The sequence below is a fragment of the Micromonospora sp. NPDC050417 genome (assembly GCF_044458865.1).
Taxonomy (GTDB): domain Bacteria; phylum Actinomycetota; class Actinomycetes; order Mycobacteriales; family Micromonosporaceae; genus Micromonospora_G.
The window spans coordinates 118922-140898 of the sequence record NZ_JBITIH010000018.1 but is presented as its reverse complement, the minus strand read 5'-3'; the positions used below and the strand labels follow the sequence as shown (position 1 = coordinate 140898).

Annotated in this window: 21 protein-coding genes; 11 read left to right on the top strand and 10 right to left on the bottom strand. The window is 71.1% G+C overall.

All coding sequences use genetic code 11. The annotated features are described in order from the left end of the window. Nucleotides 1-7 precede the first annotated feature (7 nt). On the bottom strand, nt 8-931 hold the full coding sequence (locus ACIBF5_RS23155; protein WP_396814868.1) for a proteasome assembly chaperone family protein: 924 nt from the start codon (nt 929-931) through the stop codon (nt 8-10). Between the two features lie 506 nt (nt 932-1437). On the opposite strand from ACIBF5_RS23155, the gene ACIBF5_RS23150 reads away from it, so the two are divergent. Then, nucleotides 1438-2343 carry a peptidase M23 gene (locus ACIBF5_RS23150; protein WP_396814866.1) on the top strand — a complete coding sequence of 302 codons (906 nt, stop codon included), beginning with the start codon at nt 1438-1440 and terminating at the stop codon, nt 2341-2343. On the opposite strand, the gene ACIBF5_RS23145 is transcribed toward ACIBF5_RS23150, so the two are convergent. After that, nucleotides 2324-3280: a hypothetical protein gene (locus tag ACIBF5_RS23145; RefSeq protein ID WP_396814864.1), complete on the bottom strand. Its 957-nt coding sequence runs from the start codon at nt 3278-3280 to the stop codon at nt 2324-2326. The genes ACIBF5_RS23150 and ACIBF5_RS23145 overlap by 20 nt on opposite strands. A 203-nt stretch (nt 3281-3483) precedes the next feature. Between ACIBF5_RS23145 and ACIBF5_RS23140 the strand changes: the two genes are divergently transcribed. After that, a complete protein-coding gene (locus ACIBF5_RS23140; RefSeq protein WP_170208723.1) occupies nt 3484-3633 on the top strand; it encodes a hypothetical protein in 150 nt (49 codons plus the stop codon). A 170-nt stretch (nt 3634-3803) separates the two neighbouring features. Beyond that, nucleotides 3804-4517 carry an EcsC family protein gene (locus ACIBF5_RS23135; RefSeq protein ID WP_396814931.1) on the top strand — a complete coding sequence of 238 codons (714 nt, stop codon included), beginning with the start codon at nt 3804-3806 and terminating at the stop codon, nt 4515-4517. An 8-nt stretch (nt 4518-4525) separates the two neighbouring features. Here the strand turns inward: ACIBF5_RS23135 and ACIBF5_RS23130 are convergent, their stop codons facing one another. Continuing rightward, on the bottom strand, nt 4526-5398 hold the full coding sequence (locus ACIBF5_RS23130) for a GDSL-type esterase/lipase family protein (protein ID WP_396814862.1): 873 nt from the start codon (nt 5396-5398) through the stop codon (nt 4526-4528). A 76-nt stretch (nt 5399-5474) separates the two neighbouring features. Further along, nucleotides 5475-5900, bottom strand: coding sequence for a PPOX class F420-dependent oxidoreductase (locus ACIBF5_RS23125; protein ID WP_396814860.1), 426 nt, complete (start codon nt 5898-5900; stop codon nt 5475-5477). A gap of 102 nt (nt 5901-6002) precedes the next feature. Between ACIBF5_RS23125 and ACIBF5_RS23120 the strand changes: the two genes are divergently transcribed. From ACIBF5_RS23120 to ACIBF5_RS23105, 4 genes are all read left to right on the top strand, one after another. Beyond that, nucleotides 6003-6272 carry a DUF6343 family protein gene (locus ACIBF5_RS23120; RefSeq protein ID WP_396814858.1) on the top strand — a complete coding sequence of 90 codons (270 nt, stop codon included), beginning with the start codon at nt 6003-6005 and terminating at the stop codon, nt 6270-6272. 14 nt (nt 6273-6286) lie between these two features. Then, complete coding sequence (locus tag ACIBF5_RS23115) at nt 6287-7699, top strand: NADP-dependent succinic semialdehyde dehydrogenase (RefSeq protein ID WP_396814856.1); 1413 nt, start codon at nt 6287-6289, stop codon at nt 7697-7699. A gap of 77 nt (nt 7700-7776) precedes the next feature. Continuing rightward, nucleotides 7777-9348 (top strand): Na+/H+ antiporter, encoded by a 1572-nt coding sequence (locus ACIBF5_RS23110; RefSeq protein ID WP_396814854.1) that lies wholly within the window; start codon nt 7777-7779, stop codon nt 9346-9348. Then, nucleotides 9345-9602 carry a UBP-type zinc finger domain-containing protein gene (locus ACIBF5_RS23105; protein ID WP_396814852.1) on the top strand — a complete coding sequence of 86 codons (258 nt, stop codon included), beginning with the start codon at nt 9345-9347 and terminating at the stop codon, nt 9600-9602. Before ACIBF5_RS23110 ends, ACIBF5_RS23105 begins: the two co-directional genes overlap by 4 nt. A gap of 4 nt (nt 9603-9606) precedes the next feature. On the opposite strand, the gene ACIBF5_RS23100 is transcribed toward ACIBF5_RS23105, so the two are convergent. The 3 genes from ACIBF5_RS23100 to ACIBF5_RS23090 form a co-directional block, all read right to left on the bottom strand. After that, on the bottom strand, nt 9607-9942 hold the full coding sequence (locus tag ACIBF5_RS23100) for a hypothetical protein (RefSeq protein WP_396814850.1): 336 nt from the start codon (nt 9940-9942) through the stop codon (nt 9607-9609). After that, nucleotides 9939-10877, bottom strand: coding sequence for a zinc metalloprotease (locus tag ACIBF5_RS23095; RefSeq protein ID WP_396814848.1), 939 nt, complete (start codon nt 10875-10877; stop codon nt 9939-9941). Before ACIBF5_RS23095 ends, ACIBF5_RS23100 begins: the two co-directional genes overlap by 4 nt. A gap of 258 nt (nt 10878-11135) precedes the next feature. Continuing rightward, the gene (locus ACIBF5_RS23090) at nt 11136-14198 is read right to left on the bottom strand and encodes a glycoside hydrolase family 9 protein (RefSeq protein ID WP_396814846.1); all 3063 of its coding nucleotides are present in this window, start codon (nt 14196-14198) and stop codon (nt 11136-11138) included. Between the two features lie 300 nt (nt 14199-14498). Between ACIBF5_RS23090 and ACIBF5_RS23085 the strand changes: the two genes are divergently transcribed. The 3 genes from ACIBF5_RS23085 (at nt 14499) to ACIBF5_RS23075 (ending at nt 17431) form a co-directional block, all read left to right on the top strand. Further along, nucleotides 14499-15506, top strand: a complete 1008-nt coding sequence (locus ACIBF5_RS23085) for a transporter substrate-binding domain-containing protein (protein WP_396814844.1) — start codon at nt 14499-14501, stop codon at nt 15504-15506. A gap of 68 nt (nt 15507-15574) precedes the next feature. Next, nucleotides 15575-16606, top strand: coding sequence for a hypothetical protein (locus tag ACIBF5_RS23080; RefSeq protein ID WP_396814842.1), 1032 nt, complete (start codon nt 15575-15577; stop codon nt 16604-16606). An 87-nt stretch (nt 16607-16693) separates the two neighbouring features. After that, nucleotides 16694-17431: a PP2C family protein-serine/threonine phosphatase gene (locus ACIBF5_RS23075; RefSeq protein ID WP_396814840.1), complete on the top strand. Its 738-nt coding sequence runs from the start codon at nt 16694-16696 to the stop codon at nt 17429-17431. A gap of 23 nt (nt 17432-17454) precedes the next feature. On the opposite strand, the gene hrpB is transcribed toward ACIBF5_RS23075, so the two are convergent. From hrpB to ACIBF5_RS23060, 3 genes are all read right to left on the bottom strand, one after another. After that, the gene (hrpB, locus tag ACIBF5_RS23070; RefSeq protein ID WP_396814838.1) at nt 17455-19998 is read right to left on the bottom strand and encodes an ATP-dependent helicase HrpB; all 2544 of its coding nucleotides are present in this window, start codon (nt 19996-19998) and stop codon (nt 17455-17457) included. Nucleotides 19999-20075: 77 nt separating this feature from the next. Next, nucleotides 20076-20285: a DUF397 domain-containing protein gene (locus tag ACIBF5_RS23065; protein WP_396814836.1), complete on the bottom strand. Its 210-nt coding sequence runs from the start codon at nt 20283-20285 to the stop codon at nt 20076-20078. Nucleotides 20286-20325: 40 nt separating this feature from the next. Continuing rightward, nucleotides 20326-21168, bottom strand: coding sequence for a helix-turn-helix domain-containing protein (locus tag ACIBF5_RS23060; RefSeq protein WP_396814834.1), 843 nt, complete (start codon nt 21166-21168; stop codon nt 20326-20328). Nucleotides 21169-21338: 170 nt separating this feature from the next. On the opposite strand from ACIBF5_RS23060, the gene ACIBF5_RS23055 reads away from it, so the two are divergent. Continuing rightward, complete coding sequence (locus ACIBF5_RS23055; protein ID WP_396814832.1) at nt 21339-21965, top strand: GPP34 family phosphoprotein; 627 nt, start codon at nt 21339-21341, stop codon at nt 21963-21965. Nucleotides 21966-21977: the final 12 nt, after the last annotated feature.

Below are 21977 nucleotides of genomic sequence, written 5' to 3'. Positions count from 1 at the left end.
GTCGAGGTCAGGTGCCGGGGGTGTCGCCGGGGCGGCCCTGCTGCTCGGCGAGGAACCGTTCCAGTTCGGCGCCGAGTTCGTCGGCGGTGGGCAGCGATCCGGGTTCGGCGGAAAGCAGGTTCGGCGCACCGCGTCCACGGGTGAAGGCGTCGTACTGCTCCTCCAGGGCGTGCACCAGTGCGCCGGCCTCGTCGGTCTGGGCCACCTGCCGGTCGATGTCGGTGCGGACCAGTTCGGCGGCGTTACGCAGCCCTTCGGTCGGCAGCAGCAGCCCGGTCGAGCGCGAGATGGAGCTGAGCAGCAGCTCCGCGGCGGCCGGGTACTCCGACTGCGAGACGTAGTGCGGCACGTGTACGGCGAAGCCGACCGCGTCGCGGCCGACCTGGCCGAGCCGGTATTCGAGCAGGTGTCCGACGCCGGCCGGCACCTGCACCCGCTGTAGCCAGGGCTCGTGTCCGGTGATCAGCTCGGGCCGGGTGGCGTGGGCGGTGACTCCGGTCGGCCGGGTGTGCGGTACGGCCATCGGGATCGAGTTCAGTCCCACCGTCAGGCGTACGCCCAGTCGGCTGGTGAGGGCGATCACCGCGCTGGTGAACCGTTCCCACTGGAGGTCTGGTTCGGGGCCGGTGAGCAGCAGGAACGGCGTCTCCGCGTCGTCGTGCAGCAGGTGCAGTTCGAGCTTGGGCTCCTCGTACGACTCCCAGTGGTCCTCGACGAAGATCATCGTAGGGCGACGGGAGCGGTAGTCGAGTAGCTGGTCGATGTCGAAGGTGGCGATCGGCCGACCTTCCAGCGTCGACAGGAGCTGCTCCCGGGCCAGCCGGGTCGCGTTGCCGGCGTCGACGAAGCCGGTCAGCGCCTGGATCAACACCGGCTGACCCAGCTCGGGCAGGTCGTCGGTGAGCTGGTACAGCTCGTGCGGATCGAGCACCGGTCAGGACCTCCTCAACGGGGTGCGCCTACGACAGACGTCACCTCGGTGTACGCAACGCTCCCGCCATCTTGGTGCATTCCGTTCTTCGACTCCGTCACCCCCCTTGAGCATGCCTCGCGATCGAGTGCTCTAGGCAGGCGCGCCGGGACCCCGACCGCTCCGGTCAGGGGTTGGGGGAGTGCGGGAGCCGGGTCGGCCACGCCGGGACCACCGGCACCGGTCAGGCGGTATGGCGTAATGGTTGATCAGTGGCGAGCTGTTTGTCCCAGGGCATCTCACCTGTTCGGGGGAGGTGCGCGTGGTGCGCTCTCTGTGCGAGCCGGTTCGGAGGTAAATGCCCGAATCATTCGCGTACAGGAATATGTCTGGTATGCCGGCCTTGCGTGGGTTGGGGCGTCACGCCCACGCCTGTCGTACGCTGCCCTGTTGGTCGAGGTCCAAGTGTGGTGAGAGCCACGCCATCACCCTCCGTAGTGGCGATTTTCCCTGCCTAGCCTCGTCGGATGCGTGACGACGACAGACCTGACACCAAGGACGACGCCGCAGGCACCACTGACCGAACGGACGAGGCGGTCTCCATCGAGCCGGCGAACTGGGCCCAGCGCTGGATCTCCGAGGCCGGGACCTGGATGGCCCGACGACGGTTCTCCGACGACTGGGCCCGACTCACCGGGCGATGGCGTTCACTGGGCCGGATTCGCCCGGTGCCGCGTACGGTCGCGGTCGGGTTGCTCTGTGCGCTCGGCCTGCTCGCCTTCACCCAGGGGCGGATCGCCACCGGGAACACCCCCGCCGAACGTGCGCCCGCCACGGCGGCGCTCGTCGAGCGGGCCCAGGCCGAACAGGCCGCCTCCCGGTCGGAGAAGCGCACCGAGCCGAGCCCCGAAGCGAGCGCGAACCCGGACGTACCAGCCCCCGCACCAGCGGCCAAGCAGTCGGCGCCACCCGCCCCGCCGGTCGACCCGGGCCCGGTGGCCGGGCTGAGCGGGGTGCAGATGGACAACGCCAAGGCGATCGTGCGTACCGGCCACGACATGGGCATGCCTCGGCGCGCCCTGATCATCGGGGTGGCCACCGCGATGCAGGAGAGCAACCTGCTGAACCTGGCCAACGACGCCCTGCCCGAGTCACTGAACCACCCGCACCAGGGCACCGGTTGGGACCACGACTCCGTCGGCCTGTTCCAGCAGCGTACGAGCAGCGGTTGGGGCCCGGTCGACAAGCTGATGGACCCGGCGTACGCCACCGCGCAGTTCTTCAACGCACTGCGTCAGATTCCCGGCTGGCAGCAGATGGCACTGACCGACGCGGCGCAGGCCGTGCAGGTTTCGGCGTTCCCGGGCTACTACGCCCAGCACGAGGGCGCGGCGACCGAGGTGGTCGACGCGATCATCCCGCCGAACCAGTGACGACGATCCGGTCGAGGTCCGCCACCCGGTCCCGGCGGTTGCCGATTTCGACGGAGTTGGCGCCGGCCCGCAGCGACAGTTCGACCGAGACGGCGCCGACCGGACCGTCGTCGGAACCGGTGTCGGCGAAGGAGACCGTCGTCGGGGTTCCGTTGACCGTCAGCGTGCCGGACCGGCGCTCGTCGCCGACGTAGTAGAGGGTGACGGTGTAGCGGCCGGCTTTCGGTACGACGAGTTCGGTGAACCGGACCGTGTTGCCGGAGCCGCCGCCGATTCCGGTCACGACCGCGCCGCCCGAGGCGCCAGCGACCGACCGGGCCCTGGTCCGCCCCCGACGATCCGCCGCCGGCCCCTCAGCCTCCACGGAGGTGGCGAAGACCGGCGGCGGTGGCGGCGGCACCGGCAGTTGGTGGGGTTGGTTGACCAGGTCGGGCTGCTTCGGCGGCGGTGCGTCCGGCGCCCCGGTGACCGTCGGTGCGGAGGTCGCCGGGCTGCTCGGCGGTGGGGTCGCGGACCGCGAGGTGCCACGGCTCGCCGCGCCGGCGCTGGTCGAGCCGGTCGCCGCGGTCGTCGCCGGCGGCTCCAGGCGTGGGTCCGTGGGTCGGGGCAGCTCCGGCGACGCCGGTTGGACCTGCTGCTCCTGGCCTGCCGGGTCCGCGCCCTGACTGGCGAGCACTGGTACGCCGACCGCGGTCGCCACGGTCGCGACCGCGACCAGCACGGTGACCCGGCGGCGTCGGCCACCCGGCCGCCGCCGCCGCCCGGGGCGGGACGGCTCATGGTCGGTCGCGCCCTGCGGCTCGGGATCGGTGGCCCGTACCACCGGAAGCAGCGCTGTTGCCGCCGCGTCCTCGGGTCGTACCGGTCGACGTCCGGTTGGCGGAAGCCACCCACCTATCCGCAGTGGTACGGGGCTCTCGTCACCTGTGCCGGCCAAAGTTGTTCCTTCCGTACGCCTTCCGACTTTTCAACGCCGAAGGACGCTACCGCAGTCGGATCGTCGCCAGGGCGGCCGTACGCCCCGCTCGGATGATCAACAATATTTGATCAAGTTGACCACTGTGGAGGGAGTTGCCGGTCGATCCGGTGTGCCGCTCGACCAGGGTGGGTACAACTGAGGGACGACGAGAGGGGTACACGATGTCATCACTGGTGCGGCGGGTCAGAGCCTTCCTTCAGTCCCCCCGGGGGCGGCAGTTGGTCGACCGTGGCCGGCGCGAGCTGGCCAAGCCGAGCAACCAGCAGCGGTTGCGCCAACTCCTGTCCCGGTTCAACGGCCGGCGCCGCTGACCGGGCCGTCGAACACCGAACCAGGCGCCGGGCATCGAACCAGCCGCTCGGGCCGCCCCTCCCACCGACGTCCGCCCGCGACCACTCCGGAGTGTCCCGTGACCGACCCAGACCAGGCCGGTACCCGGCCCACCGCAGCCACCCCGGCCGACGCCCACAGCGCCGCGGCGATGATCCGCGACAACCTCGACCCGCGCTCGGGAAGTGACCCCGCGCAGGAGCCGACCGCGGCACCACCGGCCGGACTCTGGGACCGGATGCGCGCCGACCCGCAGTACGCGCCGGAACACCTGGCACTGGAGGCGGTCCGCCGGCTCGGCCCCGAGGCCCGGGAGTGGGCCGAGTCCAGCCGTGCCGCCCACCCCGACCTCGACCGTGACGGCCTGGCCCAGCTCGCGACGAAGAAGTTCGTCGCCCGTGCCCGCCTCTCCGGCGCGGTCTCCGGGGCCGCCGGCCTGCCCGGTGCGGTGATCGACGTCGGGGTGCTCGCCTGGACCCAGGCCCGGATGGTGCTACACATCGCCGCCGCGTACGGGCTCGACCCGCAGCATCCCGACCGCGCCACCGATCTGCTCGTGCTCCAGAAGGTGCACAAGGCGGCCGAGGCGGCACGGCTCGCGCTCGGTGTAGCCGCCGGGCGGGAACGGGCCGAGGCGCTCTTCCGGGGGTCCCAGACTCCGCTGCGCCAGGCGGTCCTACGGCTGAGCGTGCGGCTGGCGAAGATGGCCGGTGTACGGGCCGCGAAGCGGGTCTTTGCCAAGATCGTGCCGGGTGCGGCGATCATCCTCGGCACCTGGGCGAACTCGTCCGCCACCACCGACCTGGCTCGCCGGACGACGGCCCTGTACGGGCAACGCGTGACCACCGCCCCCCAGCAGCGTTAGCCGCTGCGTCATCCGGTGAAGCCGGACGAGCCCCAGGTGACCTCGGCGAGCTTGCCCTGGCCGTCCACATCCGGGTGGAAGTAGTCCAGCCGGTTCAGCATGTCCACGCTGAACCGCACCCGGTGCACCGCGCCGCCGTCGTGCCGACAACGGGATCCGTACGCCCGGCACGCGGCGGCGAGTTCCTTGTTGTACGCGTCGATCCGCGCGCGGAAGATCGACCGCCGGTCGGCGTCGGCGTCGGCGGTCGACGTCGGGTTCGCCAACAGGGCGGGGCAGATTCCCCGGTTCCAGGCCCGGACCACCTCCGCCTCCGGGTGGCCAATCTCCCAGAGTCGGTACAGGTCGGGGATGCTGACCACCAGTACCCGCGCCTTCGGTCGACCCTTCTTGAGCACACCCAGGGCACGGTCGAGCTCGGCCCGGAAGGCGGTCACCTCGGTCATCTCCTCGATCCGGCTCCGGCAGGCGTCGTTCGCCCCGATCAACACCGTGACGTAGTCCGCCCCGTCGGCCACCGCGGCCGTGGCCTGATCCGTGAGTTGCCGCACGCGGGCGCCGGCCGAGGCGTGGTTGTGCCCGTTGCCCCGGACCGCCGGGTTGGCCTCCAGTAGCCGCCGGTAGTGGCTGTCGACCCGTAGACCGTCCCCGGTTGACCAGGAGTTGCGCTGGCAGTTGCTCAGCACGATGCAGGTGCCGAAGCCGGTGGTGATCGAGTCGCCGAGGGCGGCCATCGCGGAGGGGAGGTCCGGGCGGGCGGAGGAGGAGGGCCGGGGTGGTGCCCCACTGGGTTGTCCGATCCCGCCACCGCCGCTCTCACAGGCAAGGGCGGCGAGCGCCAGCACGGCGACGACAGCGGTGGTGGTCCAGCGACGAGGCACTCGTCCCCCCGTTTCTCAGCGGAATGCACGGGTGCGGTAACTCTACGCTGATGCCGTCCCACGCGGAACAGGTCGGTCAGCGGGCGCGCTCCTGGATCGCGCCACCGGTCACCGATACGAACGCCGTCGGCCGGATCGTGATGACGACCCGTACGTCGGCATCGGTGATCGGGTAGATGTTGTCGTACCGCTCCTGGAGGGACCGGTAGAACGAGCCCTTCTCGTCGTCGGGGTCGATGCTCTCCACGACACCACGGACCTCCAGGAAACGGTATTCGTCCTGCGGGTCGGAGATGGAGAGCGCGACCCGGGGCTCGTGCCGCAGGTTGCGGAACTTCTGCCGCCCGCTGGTGTGGGTCATCCGGATGCGCTCGCCGTCCCAGACGAACCACATCACGCTGCTCTGTGGCGAACCGTCCGGGCGGATCGTGGAGAGATGGCTGAAAAGCGGGCGTTCGAGGAGGTCGAGATGGGTTTCTGGAATCACTGCATTGATCGTCATGATCTTGTTTTACCCCGGCCGGAGGCGTGGGGCAACCGGAACGGCGGTGTCGGGGGCGGGCGCGGCAGGTTAGCCGGCTCAACAGTCGGGTAGTTCGACCAGATGGCCGGAAAATCACAGCCCTCCAGGGCGAAAGGGACGGTAGGGCACCCGTACAGTGCGCTCAACCTCCGGCTGGTACTAGCCTCGTTCGGGCTGGTGATCTCCGTGGGACTGGGGGTGCTGGTGGCGCTCACCGGGCACTGGATGCCCGCGGTGATCCTCTTCGTGCTCGCCGCCGTGGCCGTCGTCGACCTGGTGATCATCATGCGCCGGCGGGCCGCCCGCCGCCGCGAGGAACCACCCGGTACGCACCACTCGCTCTTCGAGTAAGCAAGGGGTACGACATGTCGATCGCCACCATCAATCCGGCCACCGGACAGGTGCTCAAGACCTACGACCCGATGTCGCCGGAACAGGTCGACGCGGCGATCGGCCGGGCCGACGAGGCGTTCCGTACGCTGCGCCGCACCACCTTCGCCGAGCGTGCCCGCTGGATGAACGCCGCCGCCGACCTGCTGCTACGCGAATGCGACGAACTCGCCCGCCTGATGACCATCGAGATGGGCAAGACCTTCGTCTCGGCTCGCGCCGAGGTCGCCAAGTGCGCCGCCGCCTGCCGCTTCTACGCCACCCAGGCCGAGGGCTTCCTCGCCGACGAGCCGGCCGACGCGAAGGCGGTCGGCGCCACCCGGGCCTTCACCCGCTACCAACCGCTCGGTGCGGTGCTGGCGGTGATGCCGTGGAACTTTCCGCTCTGGCAGGTGGTGCGGTTCGCCGCCCCGGCCCTGATGGCCGGCAACGTCGGCCTGCTCAAGCACGCGTCCAACGTCCCGCAGAGTGCGCTCTACCTGGGCGAACTGTTCGCTCGGGCGGGCTTTCCGGTTGGCGCGTTCCAGAGCCTGCTGGTCGGCGCCGAGGTGGTCGAACGGGTGCTGGCCGACCCACGGGTCCGCGCCGCCACCCTCACCGGCAGCGAGCGGGCTGGCCGGGCGGTGGCCCGGATCGCCGGTCAGGAAATCAAGAAGACGGTACTGGAACTGGGCGGCAGCGACCCGTTCGTGGTGATGCCCTCGGCCGACATCGAACGGGCCGCCGAGGTCGCCACCACCGCCCGCTGCCAGAACAACGGCCAGTCCTGCATCGCCGCCAAACGCTTCATCGTCCACACCGACGTCTTCGACGCCTTCGCCGAGGCGTTCGCATCCCGGATGGACGCGCTGACGGTGGGCGACCCGATGGACCCGGCGACCGACATCGGCCCGCTCGCCACCGAGCAGGGACGGATCGACATCGAGGAGCAGGTCGACGACGCGGTCCGCAAGGGTGCCCGGGTGCTCTGCGGTGGGCAGCGTCCGGACGGCGCCGGGTGGTACTACCCGCCGACCGTCATCACCGACCTCAACCCGACCATGCGGATCTGGTCCGAGGAGGTGTTCGGCCCGGTCGCCGGCCTGTTCCGGGTCGACTCGTACGAGCAGGCGATCGAGCTGGCGAACGGCACCAACTTCGGCCTCGGCTCGAACGCCTGGACCCGGGACGCGGACGAGCAGGAGCGGTTCGCCACCGACCTCGACGCCGGCAGTGTCTTCATCAACGGGATGACCACCTCCTACCCCGAACTGCCCTTCGGTGGGGTGAAGAACTCCGGGTACGGTCGGGAACTCTCCGCGTACGGCATCCGGGAGTTCTGCAACACCAAGACCGTCTGGATGGGCGAGGGCCTGGCGACCGGCGGCGCCGGCTCACACAGCGAGTAGCGGGCCGACTGCGGCTCCGGCCGCGCCCCGGGGCGCACGCGTTCGGGCCGGAAACGGGCGCCCCTAGGCTGTGCCGCATGGAGCCACTCTTCGAGGTCGTGCTGTTCCTGGCGATCGCGACGCTGGGCGCCGCCCTGGCGCGCCGATTCGGCCTGCTCGCGCCGATTGTGCTGCTTGTCGTCGGGGTGGTGCTCTCGTTCGTACCCGGTTTCCCGCTGGTGCGACTGGACCCCGAACTGGTGCTGGTCGGCATCCTGCCCCCGCTGCTGTACGTCGCCGCGATCCAGACCTCCGTGCCGGCGTTCAGGTACAACCTCCGGCCGATCCTGCTGCTCGCCGTCGGCCTGGTTCTCTTCACCGCGGTTCTGGTCGGCTTCGTCGTGCACGCGGTGCTGCCGGACGTACCGTTGGCGATCTGCCTCGCCTTCGGCGCGGTGGTCGCGCCGCCGGACGCGGTCGCCGCCACCGCGGTCGCGCGCCGGATCGGTCTACCTCGCCGGGTGGTGACCATTCTGGAGGGTGAAAGCCTGGTCAACGACGCGACCGCGCTGGTGCTGCTGCGGGTGGCCACCCTCGCGGCGGTCGGCAGCGGGCTCGACGCCTGGGGTGTCGCGGGCCAGGTGCTGATCACGGCCGGCGGCGGGCTGCTGGTCGGCGTGGTCGGTGCGGTCGTCATCGGCTTCCTGCACAAGAGGATCAAGGACCCGCTGCTCGACAACACGCTGTCGCTGCTCACCCCCTTCGTGGTGGTCTTCGCCGCGGAGGAGTTGCACGCCTCCGGAGTGGTGGCCGTGGTGGTGGTCGGGCTGGCACTCGGACACAAGTTGCCGGTGCTGCTCTCCGCCGGCTCCCGGTTGCAGACGATGGCGTTCTGGCGACTGGTCACGTTCCTGCTGGAGGGACTGGTCTTCCTGCTGGTCGGGCTCCAACTGCGGGACCTGCTGACCCGGCTGGACACCGAGATCGGCACGATGCTGCTGGTCACCGCCGCCGTACTCGCCACCGTCTTCGTTACCCGGTTCCTCTGGATCTTCCCGGCCAGCCTGCTCGTGCGGCTGGTGCCACGGGTCCGCGAGCGGGGTACGGCACTGCCGGCGCGGGTCTCGGCGATCATCTCCTGGGCCGGTATGCGGGGCGTGGTCACCCTGGGCGCGGCGCTCGCGCTGCCGATACCCGGTGACGGCCTGGCGTACCCCCGCGACCTCTTCGTCTGGCTCGCCTTCGCGGTGATCGTGGTGACCCTGGGGCTCCAGGGCGCCACCCTGCCGATGGTGGCCCGGCGGCTGCGGCTCTCGCCCGACGACCCGGTCAAGGACGCGCTCGACGAGGCGGCGGTCCAGCAGCAGGCGGGCCGGGCCGCCCGGGAACGGCTGGAGGCGGCGGCCGACGGCGCCCCACCGGCCGTGGTGGAACGGCTCCGCCTGGTGGTCGAGGAGCGTGCCAACAGTGCCTGGGAGCGGCTGGGGGGCGACGCGCGGGAGACCCCGTCGCAGGCGTACGGTCGGCTGCGGCAGGAGATGATCGACGCCGAGCGCGAGGTGTTCCGGGTCGCCCGTGACGAGGGGCGGATCACCGAGGAGGTGCTCGTGCGGGCGTACCGGGATCTGGATCTGGAAGAGTCGTTGTTGCGGCGGGAGGGACAGCGATGAGCTGCGAACATCTGGCAGGAGCCAATCAACCGGAACCGCAGAGCACCGACGGGTGCCAGGACTGTCTGGAGAGCGGTCACGACGACTGGGTGCACCTGCGGCTCTGCCTGAGCTGTGGCCGGGTGAGCTGCTGCGACTCGTCACCGCGCCGGCACGCCACCGCCCACTTCCACAGCACCACCCACCCGGTGATCCAGTCGTTCCAGCCCGGCGAGTCCTGGCGTTGGTGCTACACCGACGAGCAGGTCGGCTGAGGGCTCACTCGCGCAGGGGCCGCAACCGCAGCACATCCTCGTCGACCGCGACCAGGTGGAAGAGGGTGCTGCCCCGCCCGGCCGGTCCGGTCAGCCGTAACCGGTCGTCGGCGTCCGTACGCCACTCGCCGGGTCGGCGACCCGGTGCGTCGGCGGGCCCCGGCTGGTAGTCGACAAAGGTGCCGTCCGGCCGGAACTCGATCCCGTCCCGGCCCCGGGCCGGGGGGAGCGGCCGGTCGGCGGGACGGTAGACCCGTACCCCCGCGTCGTCCTCTTCGCGTACGTGCACCCAGCGGCGGAAGAGCGCCTCCGGCGGCTGCTCGGGCCCTGGTCCGCTCATCGGGTCAGGGTGGCGCCGGCGGCCAGGGCGGCCCGTGGACCGGCCAGGGCGGCGGCCATGCGCGCGGCCTGTCCGGCGGTGAACATCACCATGGCATCGTCGTCGGTGTAATCCATAAAGTTCATGAACATGTCCCCATCGGGCCCGTTTTCGCAGCTCACGGTCGGAAAAGTGGGCCGGCCGTAGTTCGGCCCGGCCTGGTTCGGGGTGTCGGCGACGAAGTCGTCGCCCCCGCAACCGTCCCCGTCGTCGCCCCAGATGTGCCGCAGGTTGAGCCAGTGGCCGACCTCGTGGGTGCAGGTCCGGCCGCCGTCGAAGGGCGCGACGGCGGTGCCGTTGGTGCCGAACGCGGAGTGCAGCAGTACGATCCCGTCGGTCGCCGCCGGACCGCCGGGGAACTGGGCGTAGCCGAGCACCCCGCCGGCCAGTTGGCAGACCCACATGTTCAGGTACCGGTCGGCCGGCCACGGGTCGGCGCCGCCGGTCGCGACCGCCTTGACCGCGTCGTCCTCCGAGGAGAACGCGGCCACCTCGGTCCGGGTACGGGTGATGCCGCTGGTCGGTGCGCCGGCCGGGTCGGTTTCGGCGAGAAAGAACTCCACCCGGGCGTCGGCAGCCACCGCCCGCCACACCTCGGGTACGGCGGAGATGTCCTCGTTGAGCCGGCGGAAGTCGGCGTTGAGTACGGCAATCTGACTGTGGATCTGCTCGTCGTCGACGTTCTGTGTCTCGTCGCGCCAGAGCACGTGCGCCACCACCGGGATCCGTACCACCTGGTCGAGTCGGGAACGCCCGCGCCGGCACTGGTGGAAGGTGAAGTTCTCGATCTCGGCGGCGGTGCTGGCGTACTCCTCCCGGGTGTCCAGCAGCCGGCGGTGTACCGGCATGGTCCCGCACCAGTTCCGCAGCACCGCCCCGTCCCTCGTCACCGTCATGTCCCGAGTGTGGACCCGTTACCGGTTTCCGGGTACCGATTCCCGTCCGTTTCCGCCGTCCCGGCTGGATGTCGTTCCGGCTGGATGTCGTCCGGCTCAGCGTCGTCTCGGCTGGATGTCGTCCGGCTCAGCGTCGTCTCGGCTGGATGTGGCGAGGTGGGATCGCCGCTCGCTGCTTTGGTGGTGGCCGACCGCCATCTCGCCGATGATGGCGGTCGGCCACGGTGGGGCCGGGCCCTACGCCGAAGGCCCCGCCGCTCAGGTGCAGGCCACCCCGTTGACCGTGAACAGGCCGGGAGCCGGGTTGGCGCCACCGGTCGGGGTGGTGGCGTTCAGGCCGAAGGTGGCCGTACCGCCGGGAGCGATCCGACCGTTGTAGGTCTCGTTCCGTGCCGTGACGGTCGCCCCGGACTGGCTGACCCGGGCCATCCACGCCTCACGCAGCCGCTGGTCTCCGGTGAAGGCGAAACTGGCCGTCCAGCCGTTGATCGCCGTGGTGCCGGTGTTGGTGATGGTGACCTGCGCGGTGAAACCACCGCCACCGTGCCAGGCGCCGTAGTTGACGTAACCGACCCGGCAGTTCGATGCCGGGGGTGCGGTGGCGGCACCCTGGTCGGCGAGCCACGAGGCGATCCAGGCGAGCGCCGAGTTCCAGTTGATCGCCACCTCGTTGGTCGCGTACGAGGCGATGTCGTCGACGTAGCAGAACATCGGGGCGCAGCCGGCCAGCAGGTTCGCCGCGAACGGGTCGTCCAGGCCGGCGTTGGCGCCACCGGCGATCGAGCCGGCCGGCGGGTTCGGCGAGGACGGGTCGTACTGGTTGCCGAAGAGCCGGCTGTGCTGGTTGCGGGACGCCTGCTCGCCCCAGCCGGTCACGTACGACTGGTTCAGCGCGTTGCGGCCGAAGATGTAATCCATCCCCTGCACCGCGCCGTCGCGGTAACGGGCGTTCCGGGTCAGGTCGTACGCCGTGGCGAGCACCACCGCGTTGTTGATGATGTTGCTGTTGGCGCCCCAGAAGTAGCTGCCCGGCCCGCCCGGCATCGGCAGCCCGTACGCCTGGCCGGCGAGGGTGGTGAGATAACCGTCGGCGGCGCCGACCACCGAGGCCCGGATCCGGTCCCGCTCCTGCGGCGCCAGACCGCTCGGCACGGTCGCCAGGTCGAGCCGGCCGAGGGCGGCGGTGCTGCCCCAACCGAAACCGTTCGGGTCGAAGACGTTGCCGGTGTGGTGCGGTGAGGCGGTCAGGTCGGCCAGGTAGGCCGACTCACCGGTGCTCAGGTACAACTCGGCGGCGGCCCAGTAGAACTCGTCGCTGACGTCACCGTCGCTGTACGCCCCACCGCCGTTGCCGTCCGTCGGACTGGCGTAGACGGCGGGGTTGGCCTTCGCCGCCGCGTACGCGGTCCGGGCGGCGGTGCCGCACCGGGTGGCGAACGCCGGGTCGTACGGGGCGTAGAGCCGGGCGCACTGGGCGGCGGTCGCGGCCAGGTTGAGCGTCGCGGCGGTCGACGGCGGGTGGAGTTCCCGCAACTGCGGGTCGTCCTCGGGGGCGAGCGGCAGCCCGGTCCAGTTCTGGTCGTGCAGCTTGTGGTGGGCCATGCCGGCCTTCGGCTTGCCCGCCGGCACCTGCATCCGGAGCAGGAACTCCAGCTCCCAGCGGGCCTCGTCGAGGATGTCGGGCACCCCGTTGCCGCGCTCGGGCACCCGCAGGGTGTTGTCGCCGAGTCCGGCGCCGAGTCCGGCGGTGGGTGCGGTCTTGGTCCGTTCGAAGGCGTTCAGGAGCTGGTAGGTGGCGATGCCGCCGTTGACCACGTACTTGCCGTGGTCGCCCGCGTCGTACCAGCCGCCCCGGGCGTCGAGTCGGTAGTCGCAGACGCCGGGCTGGCAGGGCACGTCGGTGTCGCCCCGGTTCGGGGCCACGCCGAGGTGACCGGCGGGGCGGGCGTACTCCGCGCCGACCAGGCCGCCGTCGATGGCGATGCCGCTGCGCTGGATGTAGAAGAACTGGAGCGAGTCGGAGCGGAGCCGCTGGTAGATGTCACCGGAGATGTCGAACGGGTGGCTGGTTTCGCCGTCGGAGACCAGGGTGTAGCCGGTGCCGACGGTCCGGTAGGCGGAGAAGTCGACACTCTGGACCCGTTGCCCGGAGGCGGCGTCGGTTCCGCGCGGGGTGGCGAGCCCCTGGGCGACCACCGCGCCGGTGGCGGATCTGAGCTGCCAGGGCAGCGGGTCGGTCGCCGGGCTGACGATGGTGGCGTTCTTCGGGCCGCCCGGCAGGTAGCCGATCTGGTTCACCCGTACCCGGGGGCCGGTCTCCGGGACGTACGGCGGTTCCTCCTCGCCGCCGCGCAGGGAGACGTTGTCCAGGCAGAGGGTGTAACCGGTGCTGTTGCCACCGACCTGGAAGGCGACCTGGGCCAGTTCGGTGTCGGCGGTGGCGGTGAAGGTTCGGGTGATGCGCTGCGGGTCCGCGCCGAGTGGCAGGTCCGCCGCGAAGAACGAGGTGTACGGTTCCGCGCCGAGCTGCACCGCCGCGCGGACCGTGGCGCCGGGCGTGGCCGAGGCGTCGAAGGCGAGGGTGTACGTGGACCCGGCGATCAGTGGCACGTCGTTCTGCCCCACCCCGGCGTCCCAGGGGTTGGTGAGCCCGCCGGGAACGACCGAGCAGAGCCGCCCGTCCTGTACGCCGGTGCTGGTGGTGCCGTACGAGTACCAGCCGTCGGCGCCGTTGGCGAAGTCTCCGTTGGCGAGCTGTTCCGGTCCGGCCGGGTCGTCCGGTGGGTCGGTGGAGCCGTCGCTGGTCAACGAGACGTCGTCGAGGCAGAAGGTGTACGGCTGGGCGCTGCCGCCGAGTTGGAAGGTGAGGGTGCCGTCGGTGGCGTCGAGGGTGCCGGTGAACTCGTAGGAGAGGTTCTGGCTGGCGGGGTGCAGCGACAGGTCCCGGGCCAGCACTGTGGTGTACGGCGCCTCGTTGAGCTGCACGTTGGCTTTCACGGTGACCTCGGCGCTGGTCGAGGCGCGCAGCGTGAGCGTGTAGCCGGCGCCGTCGATCAGCGGGATGCCGTTGTGTCCGAGGCTGGCGTCCCAGGGGTTGGCCAGCCCGCCGGGGACCTGGGCGCAGAGCCGGCCGTCGACCACCGCGAGGCTGAGGTTGTCGGTTGCCCACCAGGGGGCGGTGCCGCTGTCGAAGGTGCCGTTGACGATGTGTTCGGTGGGCGCGGCCTGTGCCGGGCTCGGGGTCAGTCCGGTGAGGCTGACGGCGACGGCGGCCACGGCGAGGAGTGCGACGGCCCGCCGGTGGCGTCGGGGTCGGGTCACGGGGCTTCCTTCCGGTGGGGGGTGCGTGCCCGCGGTGACGCCGACTCGGCCGGTCCCGCGGCAAGAGCATCGAGAAGCATGACTGGGAGCGCTCCCAGTACAGCAGCGATGTTGCCAGGCCGTTTCCGGGCTGTCAATCAGTGGTCCTGAATGTATCGGGCTGCCCCTTCGGTTGACGCGCCCTGCCGTCATCGGTGGCACGATCGGCTAGCCGACAGCGGACGCGAGGCGCGACGGCTGTCCGGGCGCCGGCCGATGGGCCAAAATGGATGGTTCCGGCCATGATGATCGGGGGACAGGGTGACCGAGGCGGATGCGGGTGCCCGGCGTGCGTCGGTGGCCCGTGGCGTACGGCTGGTGGCCGTGCTCCTGAGCATCGTGGTGGCCGTGGCGGCGATCCTCGTCACCGTGGTGCTCACCGGTCCGCCGTCGGAGCAGGACCTGCTCCGCGACGCGGGTGTGATCGGCAAGCGACAACTGCTGATCGGCGTCAAGGACGACCAGCCCGGCATCGCCCTGCTCGACCGGGACACCGGCACCTTCTCCGGGTTCGACATCGACATCGCCTTGATGATCGCCGCCGACCTCGGCTTCCGCCGCGACGACGTACGTTTCCTCGCCATCGAGAGCGAGGACCGGGCCAAGATGCAGGCGCGTACGGACGAGGGACAGTTCGTCACGGTCGACCTGGTCATCGCCACGTACAGCATCACCGAGGAACGGGAACAACTCACCGGCGTCAGTTTCTCCGCGCCGTACCTGACCACCGAGCAGTCGGTCATCACCCGCCGGGACTACGCCGGGCCGGTCGACACCCTGGTCGATCTCCGGGGCAAGCGGGTGTGCAGCCTCTCCACGGCCACCTCCGAGTCGCCCGCCGCCCGCGCCGGGGTCGAGCTGGTCAGCAAGAAACGGATCAGCGAGTGCGTCGACGCGCTGCTCAAGGGGGACGTGGAGGCGGTCACCACCGACGCGGCCATCCTGGCCGGCTTTGTCGCCCAGCATCCGGAGCAGCTCGCGCACCACGACATCGGACTGGACCCGTCCGAGAAGTACGGCGTCAACACCGGCGACAACGAGGCCCTGCGGGACCTGGTGAACCTCTCGCTGTTCGACTCGCGCAACGATCCGCAGGATCACCGGTGGGAGGACGCGTACGACAAGCACCTGCGTCCGGAGCAACCGGTCAACCTGCCCCAACAGGTCGCGGTCGACCGGCAGCCGACGGTGGAGAAGGTGGAGGTACGGCGGTGGCCCTGGGAGACGGCGGCGATCGGAGCGCGGACGGTGCCGGCGGCCCGGCCGTAGGCGATGCCGGCGATCCGGCCACGAGCCATGCCGGCGGCCCGGCCACGGGTGGTGTCGACGACCGTCCGGTGAGCGCCCGCCAGGCCCAGCACTGGCTGCTCACCGTCGTTCCGGCGTTTCCGTTGCTCCTGCTGGTGTTACGGCTCTGGCACCTGAGCCGGCAGGACCTCGCCACGATGCTGCTCCTGGTCCAGTACGTCAGCCCGCTCGGCCTGCTCAGCGCGTTGCTCATCACGCTGGTCTGGGTGCTGCCGCTCGCCGTCCTGGTGGTGGCCGCACTCGGCAACCTGCTCTGGGTCAGCGCCCCGGACCGGTTCGACCCGGAACGTTCCCTGCTGGCCCGCACCACCGTGCGGATACCCGACTGGGTCGTCATGGCGGCGGTACTCCTGGCCCTGCTCACCTGGCAGCTCCGGTTCCTCCCCAGTCTGCTGATGTTGACCCTGTCCATCCTGGGGTTGCACACCCGACGCCGGTACGCCGATGACCGGCTCCGGGTGCGTCTGGTCTGCGTCGTACTGCCGATCTCCGCGGCGTTGCTGGCGGCGTTCTGGCTGATGCCGGCGGTGGTCGACGCGGCGCGGGCCGATGAGCTGGTCACGGTGGCGCTGCTCGGCGTACCGCTGCTGCTCGCCGTTTTCCTGACCGGTCCGATCCCACGTCGGGTCGCCCCGCCGCTCACCCGTTGGGTGCTGATCGCGGCGGCGCTCACCGCGCCGTTCGTGCTCGGGGCGATCTTCCTGCGGGCGCCGATCCTGCCAACCGTGGCGGTGGAACTCCTGCCGGTCGGGGCGGCCGAGGGAGACCGGCCGGACACGGTCCTCATCGGTCGGGTGATCGCCGTGGACGACCGCAACACCACCCTGCTGGACAGGCGGGGTCTGGTGCGCTTCGTCCGTAACGACCAGGTGTGGTCGCAGACCCTCTGCCCCGAGCTTGAGCAGGTGCCGTACAGCGTCGTACGGGTGCGGGGCTGGCACGTGGAGGAGACCGCGTTGGAGTGGGCGATCCCGCGTCGTACGCCCGTCGATGCCGATCCGCGGTGTGCGGGCCGGTTGGCCGAAACCACGACCAAACCCCACCAATCCGTTACTCGATAACTACGCAAGGTTAATTTGCGGTGTTGTGGTTCTCTCCCGGAGATCTACTAGAGACACGGTGCCCCCTCGCCTGGCAGGCTGCCTGCCATGACCCTCAAGCTGCGTGCCGCGGCGGTGACCGATCGTGGCCTGATCCGGAGCGGAAACCAAGATTCCGTGCACACCGGCTCCTGGCTCGTCGCCGTCGCCGACGGCATGGGCGGCATGGCCGCCGGGGACCTGGCCAGCCGCATCGCGATCGAGACGATCGCCCCGCTCGACCAGCCGACCCGGGACGAGGACCTGGTGGCTGTGCTGCACGGAGCGCTCGACGAGGCAAGCGCCCGGATCCGCGCGGCGGTCGAGGCCGAACCGACCCGGCAGGGCATGGGCACCACCCTCACCGCCCTGCTCTTCTCCGCAGCCGGCACCGGTCTCGCCCTGGCCCACATCGGCGACTCCCGGGCCTACCTGCTCCGCGACGGGACGTTCACCCAGGTCACCCGGGACGACACCTTCGTGCAGCTACTGGTCGACCAGGGCGTGATCGACGCGGAGCAGGCACGCAGCCACCCACGGCGGGCAGTGGTCACCCAGGCGCTCCAGGGCGAACCGGCGAATCCCGCGTACGCCACCGGCGCCCCGGCGGCCGGTGACCGGTGGCTGCTCTGCTCCGACGGACTCTCCAACGTCGTCCGCTCCGACTCGCTGGCCGAGGCGCTCCACTCCTACCCGGACCGCGACGCCTGCGCGAAACGACTGGTCGACCTGGCACTGCGGGCCGGCGGGCCGGACAACATCACCGTCGTGGTGGCCGACGTCGTCGACGAAGAAGAGGACCGCTGACCGGGTGCGTGGGTTCGGGACGTTCAGGACCGGGGCGGCTTGACCCGCCCGCTCGGCTTCGCCGTACGCGGATCGTCCGGCCAGGGGTGGCGCGGGTACCGACCGCGCAGCTCGCTGCGTACCCGGGGATAACCGGTCTGCCAGAACGACGTCAGGTCACTGGTCACCGCCACCGGCCGGCCCGCCGGGGAAAGCAGGTGCAACCGCACCGGCACCCGACCGTCAGCCAGTCGGGGCACGTCCGGCCAGCCGAAGGTCTCCTGCAACTTCACCGCCAGTACGGGTGCGGCCGGATCCGTGTAGTCCACCCGGATCCGTGAACCGCTCGGCACGGTCAACCGTTCGGGCGCCAACTCGTCCAACCGTGCCGCCTGCGCCCACGGAACCAGCCGGCGCAGCGCCGACGCCACGTTGACCCGATGCAGGTCGGCCCGGCGACGGGCACCGGCCAACTCCGGCGCGAGCCACTGTGGCGCGGCGGCGAGCAGCGCCGCGTCGTCCACCAGCGGCCACTCGTCGCCGAACGCGTGCCGGCAGAAGGCCAGTCGCAGCCGGGTCGACTCCGCCTCGGCGGTCCAGTTGAGCAGGTCGAGCCCGACCTTGCGCAAACCGTCGAGCAGGGCGGCGGTGAGCTGCTCCTGATCCGGTCGCAGCAACGGACGTTCGGTCAGGACCAGCGCGCCGAGCCGCTCCACGTCCCGGGCGAGCACGTCGTCACCGGACCAGACCACCTCCCGGTCGTGCCGCAGCGTCGGCGCACCCGCCTCCCGGGCGGTCGCCTCGTCGATCACCGCGGCGAGGCGGATCTGCGCGCCACGTCGGCCGGGGGCGCGGTCCGCGACCGCGACCGCGAGCCAGCGCGAGCCGGTCAGGGGCGAGCCGGCCGCCAGGTCCGCCGCGGTCCCGCCCGCCATCAGGTACGTGGTGCCGCCGCGTTGCCGTACCCGGGCCAGCCGTTCCGGGTAGGCGAGTCCGACCAGCAGCCCGGCGGCGAGGTCGTCGGTGAGCCGTGCCCCGTCACCACCCGAGCCACTGCTGGTGGTGCCGTTCTCGCCCGTGGTCGCGGCGTCTCGGAGCCGCTTCACCTCGGCCCGCCACCGGGCGGTGACGGCCGGGTCCGTACCGCCGCGCAGCCGCCGCCAGACCGCGGCCAGGTCGTCGTCGCGCCCCACCACGGAATCCTCGGAGAGGAGCGCCACCACCTCGGCCGCCCGCTGCGCGCCGAGCAGGTCGGTCCCGTCCAGCAGTGCGCGGGCCAGGCGCGGATGGGCGCCCACCGAGGCGATCACCCGTCCCCGCCCGGTGACCCGTCCGTCCTCGTCCACCGCGCCGAGCGCGGTGAGGGTGGCCCGGGCGACCTGCATGGCGGCGGCCGGTGGTGGGTCGGGCAGGGTGAGCCCGGCCCCGTCCGGCTGCCCCCAGCACGCCAGTTGCAGGGCGAACGCGGTCAGATCGGCGGTGGCTATCTCCGGTTCCGGTTGCGCCGGCAACCGCTCGTGGGTCGCCTCCAGCCAGCAGCGGTAGACCCGCCCAGGCGCCTCGCGCCCGGCCCGGCCGGCCCGCTGGGTCGCCGCCGCCCGCGAGACCGGGACGGTGACCAGGGCACCGAGTCCCCGGGCCAGGTCGGTACGGGCGACCCGGCTGAGCCCGGCGTCGACCACCACCCGTACGCCGGGCACGGTCAGGCTGGTCTCCGCGACGGTGGTGGCGAGCACCACCCGGCGCCGGGGCCCCGGACGCAACGCCGCGTCCTGGTCCGCGCCCGACTGGCGGCCGTGCAACGGCAGCACGTCGACCTGGCCCCGTGATCCGGAGAGTCGGCTGGTGACTCCGGCGATCTCTCCCGCGCCGGGCAGGAAGACCAGCACGTCGCCGTCGGCCTCGTGCAGCGCCCGGCGAACGGTCGCCGCCACGTGGTCCAGCAGACGCGGGTCGACCCGCAGCCCGTGCGGCGGATCCACCGGCCGGGTCGGCGGCGCCCAGATCACCTCGACCGGGTGCAGCGCCGACGATGCCTCGATCACCGGTGCCGGGCGGCTCCCGGCGGTGCCGAGTACGGCGGACAACCGTTCCGCCTCGGCGGTCGCCGACATCGCCAGCAGCCACAGTTCGGGGCGGAGGGTGGCGCGTACCTCGACCGCGAAGGCGAGCGCGAGATCGGAGTCGAGGTGACGCTCGTGCGCCTCGTCGAGCAGCACCGCGGATACCCCGGCCAGTTCCGGGTCACGCTGGAGTCGCTGCACCAGCAGCCCGGTGGTGACCACCTCGATCCGGGTCCGGGGGCCGACCCGCCGCTCGCCGCGTACGGCGTAGCCGACCGTCGCACCGACCTGTTCGCCGAGGAGTGAGGCCATCCGGCGTGCCGCCGCGCGGGCGGCGATCCGGCGCGGCTGGGCGACCACGATCCGACCATCGAGGGTCTCGGCCAGGGCCAACGGCACCAGGGTGGTCTTACCCGTACCCGGTGGCGCGACCAGCACCGCCGCGCCGTCGTCGTGGAGCGCGGCGAGCAGCGCCGGCAGCACGTGGCGGACGGGTAGGTCGAAGGTGGTGGCCTCGGGTAGCACCGGGCCAGTGTCGCACCGGCGCCCGGCTGGAGCCGGTGCGGCTGGTCGATCGGGGCGGACCGGGCCGCCCGGGGCGCTCAGTCGGACGGGGTGAACGAGCCTTCCCCGGCTCGGCTGACGAATGCGTTCCACCCGGCGGTGCCGAACACCAGCACCGGACCCGGGCGGTCCTTGGTGTCCCGTACCGCCACCGCGTCGTCGAGGATGGCGACCTCGACGCAGTTGCCGTTGCCGCTGCTGCGGCGGCTCGTACGCCACGTGGCCTGAGTCAGGTCGAGTCCCGTCATTGGCACCCCTCGTCTCTCCCCCGATGAGCCACCGGATCGATCACAGATAGTTACGAGAAGCCTCCCGGATTCGGGTCTTCGACTCCGCCGGAGTGAGCGCCATCCGGCACAGCTTCTCGTGCAGCAGGGTATACCCGAGCACATGGTCGGCTTCCTCCAGAGCCAGCCCCATCGTGAGGTTTTCCAGGTAAACCACGGACGCGTCGGCGGCTTCGGCGAAGCCGAGGATGACGTACGGGGTGGTCATCGCCGGGTGCCCGCCAGCGGAGAAGGGAAGTACCTGGATGGTTACGTTAAGTAACTCGCTGAGGTTGACCATGTGGGCCAGTTGGCGCCCCATCACCATCGCGCCGCCGACCGGTCGGAGGAGTACCGCCTCGTTGAGAACCACCGACAGCCCGACCGGCGGGTCGCGGTGCAGCACCTCCTGGCGTTTCAGTCGTGCGTCGACCTTGCGGTCCACTCCGGCATCGCCGGCGGTGAGCAGGTAGATGGCCCGGGCGTACTCCTCGGTCTGGAGCAGTCCCGGTACGGACTCGGCCTCGTACGTCCGCAGCGAGGCGGCCTCGGCCTCCAGCCCGACGTAGAACTCGAACCAGTCCGGCAGTACGTCGCTGTAGCTCTGCCACCAACCGCGCTGCTGCGCGCCCCGGGCGATTTCGATCAACGCTTCGGCAGCCTCACCGGTCACCTGGTAGAGCGCCAGTGCGGCGCGGACGTCTCGTGGCTTGATGCCGATCTGTGCGTTTTCGATCCTGGAAAGGTTGCTCTTGGACATGTCCAGTTGGCGTGCGGCCTGGTCGAGGGTCATCCCGCCGCGCTCGCGCAGTTGACGGAGTTCCCGGGCGATACGGCGACGGCGAACGGTTGGGCTGGCGGTCACCGGGCGAGTCTTGCACGGCCGGAGTAGCAGGCCGGGTGCCTGGTCGTGAAACCGATTGAATCCGGGAGTTGCATTGCATCCGTGCGGCGGTGCATCCTTTCCCGGGCGTCGATCAATAACACTTCCTTCCCGTGTGGACTGTCCACACGCGCCGGACAAAGGGGAGATTCGTGCTACTCGCGGACGAGTTCTTCCTGATTGCGCACGACGATGCCAAAGGCAGACCCCGGCTGCACGCGTCCGCGACCGGACTGGGGCTCGCCGCCGGGCTCCTTGGCGAACTGTTGCTGGCCCGCCGGATCGTGATCGGCGGGGGCACGGTGACCGTGGTGGACCGGCGACCACCGGACGACGCCCTGGCGCACACCGTGTTGGACCAGTTGGTGGGCGAGCCGGGGCACCGGTCGATCCGTACCTGGCTGATGTTCCTCGGTAACAGCGCGGTCGACTCGGTCGGCGAACGGCTCGCCCGAGCCGGCACCGTACGCCGGGAGGAGACCCGACGCATGCTGCGTACCACGGTCATCTACCGGCCGGTGGACATGAACACGGCGGCCTGGCCGGTCACCCGGTTGCGGGCGTCACTCGGCCGGGCCGAGCCACTGCCGACGGAGGACGTGCTGCTGCTCGCCCTGCTCGCCGCGACGAACCTGCTGCGCGAGGTTCTCTGGGGCACCGATCCCGGGGTGCAGCAACGGCTCCACCAACTGATAGACGGGCTGCCTCCGCCACTGAGCGAGCTGGCCCGGCATACCGAGGCGGCCGTGGGCGCCGCCATCCTCGCTGGCCGCCCCTAACCAGCCGCATGT

Coding starts and splice junctions, on each gene's coding strand:
- ACIBF5_RS23150 (WP_396814866.1), top strand. CDS start 1,438: ATGCGTGACGACGACAGACCTGACACCAAGGACGACGCCGCAGGCACC.
- ACIBF5_RS23140 (WP_170208723.1), top strand. CDS start 3,484: ATGTCATCACTGGTGCGGCGGGTCAGAGCCTTCCTTCAGTCCCCCCGG.
- ACIBF5_RS23135 (WP_396814931.1), top strand. CDS start 3,804: ATGATCCGCGACAACCTCGACCCGCGCTCGGGAAGTGACCCCGCGCAG.
- ACIBF5_RS23125 (WP_396814860.1), bottom strand. CDS start 5,900: ATGACGATCAATGCAGTGATTCCAGAAACCCATCTCGACCTCCTCGAA.
- ACIBF5_RS23120 (WP_396814858.1), top strand. CDS start 6,003: ATGGCCGGAAAATCACAGCCCTCCAGGGCGAAAGGGACGGTAGGGCAC.
- ACIBF5_RS23115 (WP_396814856.1), top strand. CDS start 6,287: ATGTCGATCGCCACCATCAATCCGGCCACCGGACAGGTGCTCAAGACC.
- ACIBF5_RS23110 (WP_396814854.1), top strand. CDS start 7,777: ATGGAGCCACTCTTCGAGGTCGTGCTGTTCCTGGCGATCGCGACGCTG.
- ACIBF5_RS23105 (WP_396814852.1), top strand. CDS start 9,345: ATGAGCTGCGAACATCTGGCAGGAGCCAATCAACCGGAACCGCAGAGC.
- ACIBF5_RS23100 (WP_396814850.1), bottom strand. CDS start 9,942: ATGAGCGGACCAGGGCCCGAGCAGCCGCCGGAGGCGCTCTTCCGCCGC.
- ACIBF5_RS23095 (WP_396814848.1), bottom strand. CDS start 10,877: ATGACGGTGACGAGGGACGGGGCGGTGCTGCGGAACTGGTGCGGGACC.
- ACIBF5_RS23075 (WP_396814840.1), top strand. CDS start 16,694: ATGACCCTCAAGCTGCGTGCCGCGGCGGTGACCGATCGTGGCCTGATC.
- ACIBF5_RS23065 (WP_396814836.1), bottom strand. CDS start 20,285: ATGACGGGACTCGACCTGACTCAGGCCACGTGGCGTACGAGCCGCCGC.